General features: G+C 61.0%; 30 protein-coding genes. All 30 read right to left on the minus strand.

The features are described from left to right. Positions 1 to 74: 74 nt before the first annotated feature. Positions 75 to 677 (minus strand): 30S ribosomal protein S4, encoded by a 603-nt coding sequence (gene rpsD / locus KFE19_05860; protein QUO39031.1) that lies wholly within the window; start codon positions 675 to 677, stop codon positions 75 to 77. Positions 678 to 701: 24 nt separating this feature from the next. After that, positions 702 to 1,109 (minus strand): 30S ribosomal protein S11, encoded by a 408-nt coding sequence (gene rpsK / locus KFE19_05865; GenBank protein QUO39032.1) that lies wholly within the window; start codon positions 1,107 to 1,109, stop codon positions 702 to 704. A 15-nt stretch (positions 1,110 to 1,124) separates the two neighbouring features. Next, a complete protein-coding gene (rpsM, locus tag KFE19_05870; GenBank protein ID QUO39033.1) occupies positions 1,125 to 1,490 on the minus strand; it encodes a 30S ribosomal protein S13 in 366 nt (121 codons plus the stop codon). A 26-nt stretch (positions 1,491 to 1,516) separates the two neighbouring features. Beyond that, entirely contained in the window at positions 1,517 to 1,630 is a 114-nt protein-coding gene (gene rpmJ, locus KFE19_05875) for a 50S ribosomal protein L36 (protein QUO39034.1), read from the minus strand. Positions 1,631 to 1,685: 55 nt separating this feature from the next. Then, positions 1,686 to 1,904 carry a translation initiation factor IF-1 gene (gene infA, locus KFE19_05880; GenBank protein QUO39035.1) on the minus strand — a complete coding sequence of 73 codons (219 nt, stop codon included), beginning with the start codon at positions 1,902 to 1,904 and terminating at the stop codon, positions 1,686 to 1,688. A 3-nt stretch (positions 1,905 to 1,907) separates the two neighbouring features. Continuing rightward, positions 1,908 to 2,192, minus strand: coding sequence for a KOW domain-containing RNA-binding protein (locus tag KFE19_05885; protein ID QUO39036.1), 285 nt, complete (start codon positions 2,190 to 2,192; stop codon positions 1,908 to 1,910). 11 nt (positions 2,193 to 2,203) lie between these two features. Beyond that, entirely contained in the window at positions 2,204 to 2,956 is a 753-nt protein-coding gene (gene map / locus KFE19_05890; protein ID QUO39037.1) for a type I methionyl aminopeptidase, read from the minus strand. Between the two features lie 4 nt (positions 2,957 to 2,960). Beyond that, positions 2,961 to 3,593 (minus strand): adenylate kinase, encoded by a 633-nt coding sequence (locus KFE19_05895; GenBank protein ID QUO39038.1) that lies wholly within the window; start codon positions 3,591 to 3,593, stop codon positions 2,961 to 2,963. 18 nt (positions 3,594 to 3,611) lie between these two features. Then, positions 3,612 to 4,901 (minus strand): preprotein translocase subunit SecY, encoded by a 1,290-nt coding sequence (gene secY, locus KFE19_05900; protein QUO39039.1) that lies wholly within the window; start codon positions 4,899 to 4,901, stop codon positions 3,612 to 3,614. A gap of 1 nt (position 4,902) precedes the next feature. Continuing rightward, positions 4,903 to 5,343 carry a 50S ribosomal protein L15 gene (gene rplO, locus KFE19_05905; GenBank protein QUO39040.1) on the minus strand — a complete coding sequence of 147 codons (441 nt, stop codon included), beginning with the start codon at positions 5,341 to 5,343 and terminating at the stop codon, positions 4,903 to 4,905. A 13-nt stretch (positions 5,344 to 5,356) separates the two neighbouring features. Beyond that, entirely contained in the window at positions 5,357 to 5,539 is a 183-nt protein-coding gene (gene rpmD / locus KFE19_05910) for a 50S ribosomal protein L30 (protein QUO39041.1), read from the minus strand. 13 nt (positions 5,540 to 5,552) lie between these two features. Next, the gene (gene rpsE / locus KFE19_05915) at positions 5,553 to 6,053 is read right to left on the minus strand and encodes a 30S ribosomal protein S5 (GenBank protein ID QUO39042.1); all 501 of its coding nucleotides are present in this window, start codon (positions 6,051 to 6,053) and stop codon (positions 5,553 to 5,555) included. A 19-nt stretch (positions 6,054 to 6,072) separates the two neighbouring features. Further along, a complete protein-coding gene (gene rplR / locus KFE19_05920) occupies positions 6,073 to 6,432 on the minus strand; it encodes a 50S ribosomal protein L18 (protein QUO39043.1) in 360 nt (119 codons plus the stop codon). A 14-nt stretch (positions 6,433 to 6,446) separates the two neighbouring features. Continuing rightward, the gene (rplF, locus tag KFE19_05925) at positions 6,447 to 6,992 is read right to left on the minus strand and encodes a 50S ribosomal protein L6 (protein ID QUO39044.1); all 546 of its coding nucleotides are present in this window, start codon (positions 6,990 to 6,992) and stop codon (positions 6,447 to 6,449) included. Between the two features lie 16 nt (positions 6,993 to 7,008). Beyond that, the gene (gene rpsH, locus KFE19_05930) at positions 7,009 to 7,407 is read right to left on the minus strand and encodes a 30S ribosomal protein S8 (GenBank protein ID QUO39045.1); all 399 of its coding nucleotides are present in this window, start codon (positions 7,405 to 7,407) and stop codon (positions 7,009 to 7,011) included. 231 nt (positions 7,408 to 7,638) lie between these two features. Then, on the minus strand, positions 7,639 to 7,824 hold the full coding sequence (locus KFE19_05935) for a type Z 30S ribosomal protein S14 (GenBank protein QUO39046.1): 186 nt from the start codon (positions 7,822 to 7,824) through the stop codon (positions 7,639 to 7,641). A gap of 14 nt (positions 7,825 to 7,838) precedes the next feature. Next, the gene (gene rplE, locus KFE19_05940; protein QUO39047.1) at positions 7,839 to 8,378 is read right to left on the minus strand and encodes a 50S ribosomal protein L5; all 540 of its coding nucleotides are present in this window, start codon (positions 8,376 to 8,378) and stop codon (positions 7,839 to 7,841) included. Positions 8,379 to 8,398: 20 nt separating this feature from the next. Then, on the minus strand, positions 8,399 to 8,710 hold the full coding sequence (gene rplX, locus KFE19_05945; GenBank protein QUO39048.1) for a 50S ribosomal protein L24: 312 nt from the start codon (positions 8,708 to 8,710) through the stop codon (positions 8,399 to 8,401). A gap of 13 nt (positions 8,711 to 8,723) precedes the next feature. Continuing rightward, entirely contained in the window at positions 8,724 to 9,092 is a 369-nt protein-coding gene (rplN, locus tag KFE19_05950; GenBank protein QUO39049.1) for a 50S ribosomal protein L14, read from the minus strand. Positions 9,093 to 9,106: 14 nt separating this feature from the next. Then, positions 9,107 to 9,373, minus strand: a complete 267-nt coding sequence (rpsQ, locus tag KFE19_05955; GenBank protein ID QUO39050.1) for a 30S ribosomal protein S17 — start codon at positions 9,371 to 9,373, stop codon at positions 9,107 to 9,109. A gap of 17 nt (positions 9,374 to 9,390) precedes the next feature. Then, on the minus strand, positions 9,391 to 9,594 hold the full coding sequence (gene rpmC, locus KFE19_05960) for a 50S ribosomal protein L29 (protein ID QUO39051.1): 204 nt from the start codon (positions 9,592 to 9,594) through the stop codon (positions 9,391 to 9,393). 2 nt (positions 9,595 to 9,596) lie between these two features. Then, positions 9,597 to 10,019 (minus strand): 50S ribosomal protein L16, encoded by a 423-nt coding sequence (gene rplP / locus KFE19_05965; protein QUO39052.1) that lies wholly within the window; start codon positions 10,017 to 10,019, stop codon positions 9,597 to 9,599. After that, positions 10,019 to 10,906 carry a 30S ribosomal protein S3 gene (rpsC, locus tag KFE19_05970; GenBank protein ID QUO39053.1) on the minus strand — a complete coding sequence of 296 codons (888 nt, stop codon included), beginning with the start codon at positions 10,904 to 10,906 and terminating at the stop codon, positions 10,019 to 10,021. The genes rplP and rpsC overlap by 1 nt, the downstream gene beginning before the upstream one ends. A gap of 18 nt (positions 10,907 to 10,924) precedes the next feature. Beyond that, entirely contained in the window at positions 10,925 to 11,272 is a 348-nt protein-coding gene (gene rplV, locus KFE19_05975) for a 50S ribosomal protein L22 (GenBank protein ID QUO39054.1), read from the minus strand. Between the two features lie 19 nt (positions 11,273 to 11,291). Beyond that, complete coding sequence (gene rpsS, locus KFE19_05980) at positions 11,292 to 11,555, minus strand: 30S ribosomal protein S19 (GenBank protein QUO39055.1); 264 nt, start codon at positions 11,553 to 11,555, stop codon at positions 11,292 to 11,294. Positions 11,556 to 11,569: 14 nt separating this feature from the next. Beyond that, positions 11,570 to 12,403: a 50S ribosomal protein L2 gene (gene rplB, locus KFE19_05985; GenBank protein ID QUO39056.1), complete on the minus strand. Its 834-nt coding sequence runs from the start codon at positions 12,401 to 12,403 to the stop codon at positions 11,570 to 11,572. 24 nt (positions 12,404 to 12,427) lie between these two features. After that, a complete protein-coding gene (gene rplW / locus KFE19_05990) occupies positions 12,428 to 12,724 on the minus strand; it encodes a 50S ribosomal protein L23 (GenBank protein ID QUO39057.1) in 297 nt (98 codons plus the stop codon). Next, complete coding sequence (gene rplD / locus KFE19_05995) at positions 12,724 to 13,347, minus strand: 50S ribosomal protein L4 (protein ID QUO39058.1); 624 nt, start codon at positions 13,345 to 13,347, stop codon at positions 12,724 to 12,726. The genes rplW and rplD overlap by 1 nt, the downstream gene beginning before the upstream one ends. 17 nt (positions 13,348 to 13,364) lie before the next feature. Next, positions 13,365 to 14,084: a 50S ribosomal protein L3 gene (rplC, locus tag KFE19_06000; GenBank protein QUO39059.1), complete on the minus strand. Its 720-nt coding sequence runs from the start codon at positions 14,082 to 14,084 to the stop codon at positions 13,365 to 13,367. 146 nt (positions 14,085 to 14,230) lie between these two features. Further along, entirely contained in the window at positions 14,231 to 14,542 is a 312-nt protein-coding gene (rpsJ, locus tag KFE19_06005) for a 30S ribosomal protein S10 (GenBank protein ID QUO39060.1), read from the minus strand. Between the last annotated feature and the right edge of the window lie 375 nt (positions 14,543 to 14,917).

The following is a 14,917-nucleotide window of genomic DNA, read 5'->3' on the forward strand; positions in this document are numbered from 1 at the left end:
TTCATCATCTCATAGCGGCGGCGCACAGGCGCCGGCCGCCGAACATCCATATCATCCTAAAGGGTGTCCTCCGATTACTTGGAGTACAACTCGACGATCAGATGCTCCTCCACGGGGACGTCGATGTCCTCGCGGGCGGGCAGGCGGGTCACAGTACCCTTCAGCGTGTTCTTCTCCCGCTCCATCCAGGGAGGCAGCAGGAACATGGGGGCGTCCTGGCCCACCAGGCGCTTGAACACCTCGGAAGAACGGCTGGACTCGGCCACTTCGATCACGTCGCCGGCCTTGACCAGATAAGAGGGGATGTTGACCTTCTTGCCGTTGACGGTGAAGTGGGCGTGGCTCACCAGCTGACGGGCCTGACGGCGGGTCATGGCGAAGCCCATGCGGTACACAACATTGTCCAGACGGCGCTCCACCAGGATCAGCAGGTTGTCGCCGGTCTTGCCGGGGGCGGCGGCGGCAGCCTCATAGTAGTCGTGGAACTGCTTCTCCAGAATGCCGTAGATGAACTTGACCTTCTGCTTCTCGTTGAGCTGGATGCCGTATTCGCTCTTCTTCCGTCTCATCTGGCCGCCGGGATTCCGGTTGGTCTCTTTCTTGGCGTAGCCCATGACGGCGGGAGAGATCCCCAGAGCCTTGCAGCGCTTGGCGATCGGCTGCATATTTCTAGCCATAGTGCTTGTTACCTCCTCTTTCGATTACACGCGGCGGCGCTTGGGCGGACGGCAGCCGTTGTGGGGGATGGGAGTGACGTCCTTGATCATGGTCACTTCCAGGCCAACGGCCTGCAGAGCGCGGATCGCGGCCTCACGGCCCTGGCCGGGGCCCTTGACGAAGACCTCGACGGTCTTCAGGCCATGCTCCATAGCGGCGCGGGCAGCGGTCTCAGCCGCGGTCTGGGCCGCGAAGGGAGTGGACTTCTTGCTGCCGCGGAAACCCAGTCCGCCGGAGGAAGCCCAGGACAGGGCGTTGCCCTGAGAATCGGTAACGGTCACCATGGTGTTATTGAAGGAAGAACGGATGTGGACCTGACCACGCTCCACATTCTTCTTTTCACGGCGGCGGCGAATGACCTTCTTGCCGCCGGAAGCCTTAGCAGTTGCCATCTCTGATCTCCCTCCTTACTTCTTCTTATTAGCGATGGTCTTCTTGGGACCTTTGCGGGTCCGGGCGTTGGTCTTGCTGCGCTGGCCACGGACAGGCAGACCCTTGCGGTGCCGGATGCCGCGATAGCAGCCGATCTCGCTCAGGCGCTTGATGTCCAGGGCGGTCTGGCGGCGCAGGTCGCCTTCGACGGTATAGGCGTCGATGGCGTCACGGAGCTTCTGCTCCTCGGCGTCGGTCAGATCCTTCACGCGGGTGTCGGGGTTGATGCCCGTCTGCGCCAGGATGTCCTTGGCGCTCTTTCTGCCAATGCCGTAGATATAGGTGAGGCCGATTTCGATACGCTTATCCTTCGGCAGGTCAATACCGGCAATACGTGCCATACTCTTAAAGCACCTCCAATTAAATCTTAGCCCTGTCTCTGCTTATGCTTGGGGTTCTCGCAAATGACCATGACACGGCCTTTGCGGCGAATGACCTTGCACTTTTCACACATGGGCTTCACGGACGGTCTTACTTTCATAGCTCTAAACCATTCCTTTCAGCGGTTTCATGTCATTGACTGCTCGCCTGGCGGCTCACTTGCTGCGCCAGGTGATCCGGCCGCGGGTCAGATCGTACGGGGACATCTCCACCGTCACCTTGTCGCCGGGCAGAATCCTGATGAAATTCATTCTGAGTTTTCCGGAAATATGTGCCAGGATCGTGTGTCCATTTCCAATGTCCACCTGGAACGTCGTGTTGGGCAGGGCCTCGACCACTACGCCCTCCACCTCAATCATGTCGGATTTTGCCAAACGTTATCCCTCCTGCTCCGGATGAGCTTCCCCGCGATAGGCCGCGAGGGTCCTGCGAAGTTCGATGTTGCTGATCTTCTCTTCGCGTTTGATCTTTTCGGAAAGCCGGGTGTCATCCGCAGCCACGAACAGCACATGCCGCCGCTTTTTGCGCTTGGGAGACTCGACCTTCCGTCCCTTTCCGTCGGCCAGCAGCAGGTACTCCCCCTCCGTGGCCAACACCACGAAAAGCTTGCCCTTATCCCTGCCGGCGGCGGATCTTACGATATTTGATCTTGCAATTTCCATACGCTTCCTCGTCAGATGGCGGGCGCCGTCAAAATCTCCGGCTCACCGTCAGTGATCAGGACCGTATTCTCATAGTGGGCCGCCCACTTGCCGTCCAGCGTCCTGACGGTCCAACCGTCGCTGAGGACACGGATAGCAGGAGAACCGGCGTTCACCATGGGTTCGATCGCAAGGGTCATGCCGCGGAGCAGCCGCGGTCCCCGGCCGGGATGTCCGTAGTTGGGGATCTCCGGCGACTCGTGCATCTGCGCGCCGACGCCGTGGCCAACATACTCCCGGACGATGGAATAGCCGTGGCTTTCCACATACTGCTGGATGGCTGCCGAGATATCGAACAGCCGCTGCCCCTCTCTCGCGAAGCGGATCCCCTCGAAAAAGCTCTGCCTGGTCACATCGATCAGGTCCTGGGCCTCGGGAGAGATCACGCCGCAGGGGAAGGTGGCCGCGCAGTCGCCGTGGAACCCGCCAATGTACGCTCCCACATCCACGCTGACGATGTCGCCCTCCTGCAGCACCCGCTTGCCGGGGATGCCGTGGATGACCTCGTCGTTGACGCTGATGCAGGCGCTGGCCGGATAGCCGTTGTAGTGCAGGAACGAGGGAACTGCGCCTTGCTTGCGGATAAAGTGCTCCACCGCGCGGTCGATCTCCTGGGTTGTTACGCCGGGCTTTACCATTTCCCCTGCCAAAGCACGGGCAGCCGCGGTAATTTTTCCGGCCCGGCGCATCAGTTCGATCTCATGGGGGGATTTCAGCGTGATCATCGCTTCATCTCCCCAGTGCGCGGAGGATGGCCCGGGAAGTCTCTTCCACAGAGGGCTGGTTCTCCACGGGCTTCAGGAGGCCGCGCTGGGCGTAAAAGTCCTTCAGAGGCTCGGTCTCCCTATGATAGACCTCGAGGCGCGCCTTCACGGTCTCGGGGGCATCATCTTTGCGCTGCACCAGCTTGCCGCCGCAGCTGTCGCACACGCCCTCCTGCTTGGGGGGCACAGCCACCAGGTGGTAGCTGGCCCCGCAGGATTCGCAGACTCGGCGTCCGCTCATGCGTTCCATAATGGTCTCGTCAGAAATTTCGATGGAAATGACGGCATCGAAGACGATTCCGGCCTTCTCCATGGCCTCGGCCTGGGCGATGGTGCGGGGCACCCCGTCCAGGATATAGCCATTCGCGCAGTCACTCTCCGCCAGCCGCTCAGTGATGATGCCGATGATGACCTCATCGGGGACCAGCTGGCCCGCGTCCATGAAGGACTTGGCCTTCATGCCGGTGGGGGTGCCGTTCTTGATGGCGGCACGGAGGATGTTGCCGGTGGAGATGGTGGGAATGTTCAGCTCTTTGCACAGCCTTTCGGCCTGGGTGCCTTTGCCGGCGCCGGGGGCGCCCAACAAAATCAGCTTCATAAGCGAAACGCCTCTTTCTTATTCCAGGAAGCCCTTGTACTGACGCATCAGCATCTGGGACTCCAGGGCCTTGACAGTCTCAAGGGCAACACCCACAACGATGATGACGGAGGTGCCGCCGATGGCCAGAGACGCGCTGGAGACGAACTTGCCGATGATCAGGGGGCAGATGGCTACGATACCCAGATAGATGGCGCCGAACAGGGTGATCTTGTTCAGCACCTTCCGGATGAAGTCCACCGTGGGCTTGCCGGGACGGAAGCCCGGAATGAAGCCGCCCTGCTTTTTCAGGTTGTTGGCGATCTCCACCGGATTGAACTGGATGCTGGAGTAGAAATAGCTGAAGCCAATGATCATGATGAAGTAGACCACCATATAGATCACGGACTTGGTATCAATGGCGTCGTAGATGGCCCGGGACACGGTGCCCTCGGCGGGAGTGCCGATGAAGGTCCACACGGTGACGGGCAGGGACGCGATGCTCTGGGCGAAGATGATGGGCAGAACGCCGGACATATTCACCTTCATGGGCAGATGGGTGGACTGACCGCCATACATCTTCCGGCCCACCTGGCGCTTGGCGTACTGGACGGGGATCCGGCGCTCGGCGTCGTTGATGAACACGATGAAGATGATCAGGGCCAGCATGCCCACGATCAGCAGCAGCACCCACAGCCAGTTGATGGCCGCCTGGGAGCCAAAGGCGATCCCGGAGGACACCATGGTGGGCACGCGGGACAGGATGCCCGCGAACAGGATGATGGAGATACCGTTGCCCACGCCGAACTCCGTCACCTGCTCGCCCATCCACATAACGAAGGAGGAGCCGGCAATGAAGCTGACGATGATCACCAGAGCGGGCCAGATGCCCTCGCCGTTGGCGGTCAGCAGGTTGTAGTTCTTCATCATGATATAGTAGCCGAAGGCCTGCAGAATGGCAATGGCCACCGTGGTGTAGCGGGTGATGGACTGGATCTTCTTCCGGCCTTCCTCACCGCCGTCCTTAGCCAGCCGCTCCAGGGCCGGAATGGCCACGGTCAGCAGCTGGATGATAATGGAGCTGTTGATATAGGGCTGAATGCTCAGGGCGAAAACCGTTGCCTGGGCAAAGGCACCGCCGCTCATGACGTTGTACAGGCCCAGGATGGTGCCGCCCATCTGATCCAGATAGGTCTCCAGCATCGCCACATTCACATACGGGACCGTGATGGCGTTGCCGATACGGAAGATCAGCAGGATCAGCAGCGTGAACACCATTTTCTTCCGCAGCTCGGAGATACCCCAGGCCTTGCGAATCGTTTGGATCACGTTAGATCACCTCTGCCTTTCCGCCAGCTGCCTCGATGGCCTCCTTGGCAGACGCGGAGAAAGCAGAAGCCTTGACAGTGACTTTCTTGGTAACCTTGCCGTTACCCAGGACTTTGTAGCCGTACTCGCACTTGGAGAGGATCCCCTTGCTCAGCAGAGCCTCGGCAGTGACGGTCTCGCCGTCCTCGAAAGCGTTCAGGGCGCTGAGGTTGATGATCTCCAGGGGCTTGGCGAAGATGTTGTTGAAGCCGCGCTTGGGGATGCGGCGGGCCAGAGGCATCTGACCGCCTTCGAAGCCAACGCGGATCTTGCCGCCGCTGCGGGCCTTCTGGCCCTTGTGGCCGCGGCCGCCGGTCTTGCCGTTGCCGCTGCCGGCGCCCCGGCCCTTGCGGTATGCGGACCGGACGGAACCCTCGGCGGGAGACAGTTCGCTCAGTTTCATCTTTCGTGCCTCCTTACTTCACTTCGGTGACCTGCAGCAGGTAGCCGATCTTGGCGATCTTGCCGCGGGTCTGGTCGTTGTCGGGCTGCACGGTGACGTCACCAATCTTGCGCAGGCCCAGGGAATTCGCGGTGGCGACCTGCTTTTCCAGGCGGCCGTTCAGGCTCTTGACGAGCTTAATGTTTAAGTTTGCCATGTTCAGCGCCTCCTTAACCCACGATCTCTTCGACGCTCTTGCCGCGGATGCGGGCGACCTCTTCAGGACCACGCATGTTCTTCAGGCCCTGGAAGGCGGCGGCGACCACGTTGTTGGGATTGTTGGAGCGCAGGCACTTGGTACGGATGTCCTTGATGCCCGCGGCTTCCACGACGGCACGCACGGCGCCGCCGGCGATCACGCCGGTACCGGGGGCAGCGGGCTTCATCAGCACGCGGCCGGCGCCGGCCTCACCGATGGTCTCGTGGGGAACGGTGGTCCCGGAGAGGGTCACGGTGATCATGTTCTTCTTGGCGGCCTCGATGCCCTTGCGGATGGCCTCGGGAACCTCGGCGGCCTTGCCCAGGCCGTAGCCGACCTTGCCCTTGCCGTCACCCACGACGACCAGGGCGGAGAACTTCATGACACGGCCGCCCTTGACGGTCTTGGAGACGCGGTTCAGGGAAACGACCTTCTCGATATACTCGCTCTGCTCTCTTTCAAATCTAGGCATTGTTGTCGTTCCTCCTCCCTTAGAATTGCAGGCCGCCCTCGCGGGCACCCTCGGCCAGAGCCTTCACGCGGCCGTGATACAGGTAGCCGCCGCGGTCAAACACCACGGTCTCGATACCCTTGGCCTTGGCGCGCTCGGCCAGCAGCTTGCCAACGGCGGTGGCAGCGGCCACGTTGCCGCCGTAACCTTCGATGGCCTTGTCCAGGGAAGAAGCGGAAGCCAGGGTCACGCCGTTGACATCGTCGATGATCTGGGCGTAGATGTTGGCCTCGCTGCGGAACACGTTCAGACGGGGAGCAGTGGGAGTGCCGGAGATCTTGGCCCGCACTCTCTTGTGGCGCTTGATGCGCTGGGCATTGGTATTCGGTCTTTTAATCATATCGGCACACCTCCTTACTTCTTGGCGCCGGTCTTACCGACCTTGCGGCGGATGACCTCATCGGCGTACTTGATGCCCTTGCCCTTATAAGGCTCGGGAGGACGCTTCTCGCGGACCTCGGCAGCGAACTGACCGACGGCCTGCTTGTCGCATCCGCGGATGATGATTTTATTGGGAGCGGGGACATCGATGGTGATGCCCTCGATCTCGGAAACGATCACCTGATGAGAGAAGCCCAGGTTCATGACCAGGTTCTTGCCCTCCTTGGCCACACGGTAGCCAACGCCGTTGACCTCCAGCTCCTTGCTGTAGCCGTCGGTCACGCCGACGACCATGTTGTTCAGCAGGGTGCGGGTCAGGCCATGGAGGCTCCGGTGCAGCTTGTCGTCGGAAGGACGCTCCACGGTGATCGTGTTGCCTTCCTGCTTAATGATCATCTCGGGGCGCAGCGCACGGCTGAGCTCACCCTTGGGTCCCTTGACGGTAACCACATTACCCTCGGCGACACTGACGGTCACGCCGGCGGGAACGGTAATGGGCATTCTGCCAATTCTAGACATTGTTCAAATACCCTCCTTACCAGACGAATGCCAGGACCTCGCCGCCGACATGGAGCTCGCGGGCCTTCTTGTCGGTCATGACGCCCTTGGACGTAGAGATGATAGCGATACCCAGGCCGCGGAGCACGCGGGGCAGCTCATCGGCACCCACATAGACCCGGAGGCCCGGCTTGGAAACGCGGCGCAGGCCGGTGATGACCTTCTCCTTGCCCGCGTTGTACTTCAGGGTAATGTGGATCATGCCCTGGAGGCCGTCGTCCACCACCTGGAAGTTCTTGATATACCCTTCGTCCAGCAGGATCTGAGCGATGCTCTTCTTCATGTTGGAGGCGGGGACATCAACGGTGTCGTGCTTGGCGCTGTTGGCGTTGCGGATGCGGGTCAGCATATCCGCAACCGGATCGGTGATATGCATAATAAATCCTCCTATTTTAGAGTTGCGGACCCTTTGGGACCGCTGCGGCAGCGAGGTATCATGGCCAATGGAGCAGTCCGCTCGCGCGTGGTGCCCAATTGGTCATGACCTTTCGCCATCCGAATCACCAGAGTTCCATATCAAAAACTCACGGTTACAAAAGTTGGGGCGGAGAGCCGGAGCTCTCCGGGGAGGGCGCCCGGTCCGGGGCCCTCCGGTGCGGCGGCCGTCTTAGAAAGAGGCCTTCCGCACACCGGGGATCTCGCCCTTGTAGGCCAGTTCCCGGAAGCAGATACGGCACACGCCGTAGTCACGCAGATAAGCGTGGGGGCGGCCGCAGAGCTTGCAGCGATTGTATCTCCGGGAGGAGAACTTGGCGGGAGCCTGCTGCTTGAGAATCATAGATTTCTTAGCCATTTGCCTCTTCCTCCTTAGCGGGCGAAGGGAGCGCCGACCTGCTGGAGCAGGGCACGGGCCTCTTCATCGGTGTGCGCGGTGGTGCAGATGACCACATCCATGCCGCGGATCTTGTCGATCTTGTCGTACTCGATCTCGGGGAAGATCAGCTGCTCCCGGATGCCCAGGGCATAGTTGCCGCGGCCATCGAAGGAGTTGGGGTTGATGCCCTGGAAGTCACGCACGCGGGGCAGAGCCACGTTGAACAGACGGTCCAGGAACTCCCACATCTTCTCACCCCGCAGGGTGACCTTGGCGCCGATGGGCATATCCTCGCGCAGCTTGAAGTTGGCGATGGACTTGCGGGCGCGGGTGATAATGGGCTTCTGGCCGGTGATCTGGGCCAGGTCGCCCACCACGTTCTCCAGAACCTTGGAATTCTCACGAGCCTCACCGCAGCCCACGTTCACGACGACCTTGTCGATCTTGGGGATCTGCATGACGCTCTTGTAGCCGAACTGCTTCATCAGAGCGGGAGCCACTTCGGCGTTGTACTTTTCTTTCAGTCTAGCCATGGTAGTCATTCGCTCCTTTCTTACAGCTCAGCGCCGCAGTGCTTGCACACGCGGGCCTTCTTGTCGCCCTCGATCTTGTGAGCGACGCGGGTGGCCTTGCCGCACTTGGGGCAGACGACCTGCACCTTGCAGGAGGCGATGGCAGCCTCGCGCTTGACGATGCCGCCCTCTTCGCCCTGCTTGCGGGGCTTGACGTGGCAGGTCACCATGTTGATGCCCTCCACAACCACCTTCAGGGAGCCGGGAACGGTGCCCAGCACCTTGCCCTTCTTACCCTTGTCCTTGCCGGACAGGACGACAACGGTATCGCCCTTCTTGATATTCATAGCCATTTCGCTGCCCTCCTCAAATCACTTCGGGGGCGAGGGACAGGATCTTCATGTAATCCTTGTCACGCAGCTCGCGAGCCACCGGCCCAAAGATACGGGTACCTCTGGGGTTCTTGTCGTCCTTGATCAGGACGGCGGCATTGTCATCGAAGCGGACGTAGGTGCCGTCGGCACGACGGACGCCCTTGGCGCTGCGGACGATGACGGCCTTGACGACCTCGCCCTTCTTCACAGTGCCGCCGGGGGTGGACTTGCGGACGGAGGCAACGATCACATCGCCGATGTTGCCGAACTTCCGCTTGGAGCCGCCCAGGACACGGATGCACTTGATCTCCTTGGCGCCGGTATTATCGGCAACCTTCAGAAACGTTTCCTGCTGAATCATACTGCGGCACCTCCTTACTTCGCTTTCTCAATGATCTCGACCACGCGCCAGCGCTTGTCCTTGGACAGGGGGCGGGTCTCCATGACCTTGACCTTGTCGCCGACACCGCAGGCGTTCTGCTCATCATGAGCCTTCAGCTTGTAAGTGCGGCCGACGATCTTCTTGTACAGGGGATGGGCCACGCGGTCCTCGATAGCGACCACGACGGTCTTGTCCATCTTGTCGGAGACCACCTTGCCGACCCGGGTCTTACGGGAGGAAGTTCTCTTCTCTTCGTTCATCTTACCTTACCTCCTTCTCACTGCTTCTGGTCAGCGGCGGCGAGCTCCGCCAGCACGGTCTTGACTCGGGCAATGTCGTGCTTGGTCTCCCGGATCTTGACGGGATTGTCCAGCTGGTTGGTGGCGTGCTGCATGCGCAGATAGAACAGATCCTTCTTCAGGCCCGCCAGCTTCTCGTTGAGCTGCTCGGGGGTCATCTTACGGATTTCACTTGCCTTCATCTTCACTCACCTGCTTCCTCGGTGCGGGCGACGATCTTCGTCTTGATGGGCAGCTTGTGGCTGGCCAGACGCAGCGCCTCGCGGGCAACTTCTTCGGACACGCCGGCGATCTCGAACATGATACGGCCGGGCTTCACAACGGCGACCCAGAACTCGGGAGAACCCTTACCGGAACCCATGCGGGTCTCAGCGGGCTTCTTGGTCACGGGCTTATCGGGGAAAATCTTGATCCAGACCTGGCCGCCACGCTTGGTGTAGCGGGTCATGGCGATACGGGCAGCCTCGATCTGATTGCTGGTGATCCAGCCGGGCTCGGTGGCCTGCAGGCCATACTCACCGTAGGCGATGGTGCTGCCGCGGGTGGCCTTGCCGGTCATACGGCCGCGGTGCACGCGGCGATACTTGACTCTCTTCGGCAGAAGCATTACTGGGCTCCTCCTTCCTTAGGTGCCGCGGGGGCCGCGGGAGCAGCGGGGCGGCTGGTGTTGTTGGTGCGGTTGAACCCGCCCTGGGGACGGCCCTGGCCAGCCCGGTTGAAACCACCCTGGCCGCGGTTGAAGCCGCCGCCCTGGCGATCCCGGTTGAAGCCGCCGCGGCGGTCGCCGTCACGACGGGGCCGGCGCTCACGGCGCTCCTGATAGGGCTTGGAGGTGTCCATGGTGCGGGGAGTAGTGCGCAGGGTCTGAGAGAGGACCTCGCCCTTGTAGATCCACACCTTCACGCCGATGCGGCCGAAGGTGGTGGCAGCCTCCGCGAAGCCGTACTCGATGTCGGCGCGGATGGTCTGCAGGGGGATGGTGCCCTCGTGATAGTGCTCCACGCCGGCGATCTCGCGGCCGCCGAGACGGCCGGAGCAGCAGGTCTTGATGCCCTTGGCGCCGGCGCGCATGGCGCGGGCCATGGCGTTCTTCATGGCGCGGCGGTGGGAGATGCGCTTCTCCAGCTGCTGGGCGATGTTCTCAGCCACCAGCTGGGCGTTCATGTCGGGGTTCTTGACCTCGACGATGTTCAGCTTCACCTTCTTGCCGATGAGCTTCTCAACGGCCAGGCGATACTGCTCGATCTGCTCGCCGCCCTTGCCGATGACCATGCCGGGCCGGGCGCAGTGCAGGAAAATGGTGACCACGTCGCTGCTGCGCTCGATCTCGATCTTGGGAACGCCGGCGCCGTACAGGGTCTTCTTCAGGTACTTGCGGATCTTCTGATCCTCGACGATCAGATCGCCGACCTTCTCATCACTGGCATACCAACGGGAATCCCAGTCTTTGATGACGCCCACGCGCAGGCCGTGGGGATTCACTTTCTGTCCCATAAACTGTTCTCCTCCCTCTTATGCCTTTTCCGTCACGGCCAGGGTGACGTGAGAAGTGCGCTTGTTGATACGATAGGCGCGGCCCTGAGCCCGGGGCATCATCCGTTTGAGGATGGGGCCGGGAGTGGCGAACACCTCAGAGACCACCAGCTTGCTGGGGTCCATCTGGAAATTGTTCTCGGCGTTGGCGCAGGCGCTCTTGAGGAGCTTCATCAGAGGCTCAGAGGCGGCCTTGGGGGTCTGCATCAGGATCGCCATGGCGGTGCCGGCGTCCTTGCCGCGGATCAGATCGCAGACGATCTGGACCTTGCGGGGAGCGATGCGGACATAGCGCAGATACGCTTTAGCAATCTTTTTCTCTTCCATGTTCTGCATCCTCCTTTACTTATTTATCCTTCGCGTGACCGCGGAAGGTGCGGGTGGGCGCGAACTCACCCAGCTTGTGGCCGACCATGTCCTCCTGGACATAGACGGGCACGTGCTTGCGGCCGTCGTGGACGGCGATGGTGTGGCCGACGAAGGCGGGGAAGATGGTGGAGCTGCGGCTCCAGGTCTTCAGGACCTTCTTCTCGTTCTTCGCGTTCATTTCCTCGACCCGCTTCAGAAGCTCAGGGGCAACATACGGGCCTTTTTTGATGGATCTGCTCATATTGACTTGCCTCCTTACTTCTCGTTGCGGCGCTTGACGATGAACTTATTGGTGGGGTTCTTGCCCTTGCGGGTCTTGTAGCCCAGGGCCGGCTTGCCCCAAGGAGTCACAGGGCCGGGACGGCCGACAGGAGCGCGGCCCTCGCCGCCGCCGTGGGGGTGGTCGTTGGGGTTCATGACAGAGCCGCGGACCGTGGGACGCCAACCCATGTGGCGCTTGCGGCCGGCCTTGCCGATGTTGATGTTCTCGTGCTCGATGTTGCCCACCTGGCCGATGGTGGCCATGCAGTTGGTGCGCACGATGCGGACCTCACCGGAGGGCATCCGGATCTGGGCGTCGCCGCCCTCCTTGGCCATCAGCTGAGCGGCGGTGCCGGCGGAGCGCACCAGCTGGGCGCCGTTGCCGGGATGCAGCTCCACGTTGTGGATCACGGTACCAACGGGGATGTTGGCGATGGGCAGAGCGTTGCCGACCTTGATATCGGCCTGGGGACCGGACTCCACCTTGTCGCCGGCGTTCAGGCCCACGGGAGCCAGAATGTAGCGGCGCTCGCCGTCCTCATACTCCACGAGGGCGATATTGGCGGAGCGGTTGGGATCGTACTCCAGACGCAGCACGGTGGCGGTGCCGACCTTGTCGCGCTTGAAGTCGATGATGCGGTACTTGCGCTTGTTGCCGCCGCCGCGATGGCGGACGGTGATGCGGCCATAGCTGTTGCGGCCGGAGGACTTCTTCAGGGAAGTGGTCAGGCTGGGCTCGGGCTTGGCCTTCTTGTCGATGCCGTCGAAACCAGAGACCGTCATCTGACGTCTGGAGGGAGTCGTCGGCTTAAAAGTTTTGATAGACATATCGCTTTACTCTCCTTCCGTTGATCAGACCATGCCTTCGAAGAACTCGATGGTCTTGGAATCAGCCGCCAGCTGGACATAGGCCTTCTTCCAGGTCTTGGTCATGCCGGGACGGCCGGCGCCCATGCGCTTTTCCTTGCCGGGCACCGTCAGGGTATTGACGGAGGCGACCTTCACGCCGAAGATCTCCTCGACGGCCTTCTTGATCTCGATCTTGCCGGCGTCCTTGGCCACCTCGAAGACGTACTTCTTGTCGGCGGCACCGGACATGGCGCGCTCGGTGATGATGGGCCGGATGATGATATCATAAGCGGTAGCCATTACGCGTACACCTCCTCGATTTTTGCGAGGGCGGCCTGATCCACGACCAGGTACTGGGCGTTGATGATGTCGTAGACATTCAGCTGCACAGCGGGAGTGGTCAGCACGCCGGGGATGTTCCGGGCGCTCTTGACGACGGTCTGGTCCACGGCGGGAGTGACCACCACGGCCTTGCCGTCCACCTTCACGGCGTCCAGGAACTTACGGAAATCGGCAGTCTTGATGGCGTCCATCTTGATGGCGTCGATGACCACCAGCTTGCCCTCGGCCACCTTGGCGGAGAGGACAGACTTCAGGGCCAGGCGCTTGACCTTCTTGTTCAGCACGTAGCTGTAATCGCGGGGCTTGGGAGCGAACACCACGCCGCCGTGGGTCCACTGGGGAGCCCGGGTAGAGCCCTGACGGGCGTGGCCGGTGCCCTTCTGACGCCAGGGCTTGCGGCCGCCGCCGGAAACCTCAGCGCGGGTGAGGGCGCTCTGGGTGCCCTGCCGGCAGTTGGCCAGGTGGTTCTTGACGACCTCGTGGACCACCGCTTCGTTGGGCTCGATGCCGAAGATGGCGTCGCTGAGCTCAACCATGCCGACCTCAGCGCCGGCCATGTTCATAACTTTCACGGAAGACATTATCTAGCACCCCTTTCTTACTTGTTTCTGGCGGAAGCCTTCTGCGGGTTGCGGCCGGAAGCCTTCTGCGGGTTCTTGCTGATGTCGGCGCCAGCCTGCTTGACCTTGTGGACCTTGACAGTGGACTTGATGGTCACCAGGCCGCCCTTGGGGCCGGGGACCGCGCCACAGACAACCAGCATGTTCAGCTCGGGGTCGACCTTCACGACGCTCAGGTTCTGGACGGTGACCTGGTCAACGCCCATCTGGCCGGCGCCGATCTTGCCCTTGAAGACCTTGGAGGGGTCGCTGTTGGCGCCCATGGAGCCGGAGTGACGGCCGACGGGGCCGCTGCCGTGGGTCTCCTTCAGGCGGTGGGCGCCGTGGCGCTTGATGACGCCGGCGTAGCCGTGGCCCTTGGAGATGCCGGTGATATCCACGAAGTCGCCGGCCTTGAAGGTGTCGGCCTTGACGATGTCGCCGACGTTCAGCTCGGCGGCGTTGTCCAGGTTGAACTCACGCAGGTGCTTCTTGGGGGCAGCGCCGGCCTTGTTCAGGTGGCCCATCTCGGGCTTGCTCAGCTTGCGCTCGGGGACATCCTCGAAGCCCAGCTGGACAGCCTCATAGCCTTCCTTTTCGGAAGTCTTCTTCTGCACGACCACGCAGGGACCCGCCTCGATCACGGTGACGGGGATCACATGGCCGTTCTCGTCAAAAATCTGGGACATGCCCACTTTTTTGCCGATGATCGCTTTCATGTATATTCCTCCTTAAAGGTTATTGGTCGGCTTAGATACGTCCGGGTTGGGTCCCGGAGGCATTGCTCTGCCGACATGACCCGTCCATCTCGCAAGACGATGGACTTGGGACAGCAAACAATTTAATAAAATAAGGTGTCGCAGCTTTACAGCTTGATCTCGATCTCCACACCGGCGGGCAGCTCCAGAGCCATCAGGGCCTCCACGGTCTTGGGGGAGGACTTGGTGATGTCGATCAGGCGCTTGTGGGTGCGGCGCTCGAACTGCTCGCGGCTGTCCTTGTACTTGTGAGTCGCGCGCAGGATGGTGACGACTTCCTTCTTGGTGGGCAGAGGAATGGGGCCGGAGACCTCGGCGCCGGTGCGCTTGGCGGTCTCGACGATCTTCTCTGCGCTCTGGTCGATGACCTGATGGTCATAGGCCTTCAGACGAATGCGGATCATTTCTTTCTGTGCCATGGTTGTTTCCTCCTGATTTCGTAGGTTGTTTCACGAAGTCTCGACGACCTACGGCGAGAGAATTTTTCTATACGCTTAACCGTGCGTATCATTCCGGCTCATGAAAAATACCGGCGCAAGAAACGGCCGGTATCCAGACATGGCGCAGCGATCTACGCGACGTACAGATTCCTTCTCAGCCGCCCGATTATCGGACATACTCCCCGGAAGTTACCTCCTTGCGGAGCAATCTCCCGGTTCATCGCAGGTGCGCGGCGCAGGGCATGACCCTCCCGTCGCGGACTTACTTATAATATAAGAAACGGTCCGCGATGTCAAGAGGATTTTCTCTGTTTTTCATGAAATTTTCAAGTTTTTTTCGGCAGGTCTGCCGGA

This window comes from Dysosmobacter sp. Marseille-Q4140 (genome assembly GCA_018228705.1).
In the GTDB taxonomy this organism is placed as follows: Bacteria; Bacillota; Clostridia; order Oscillospirales; family Oscillospiraceae; genus Oscillibacter.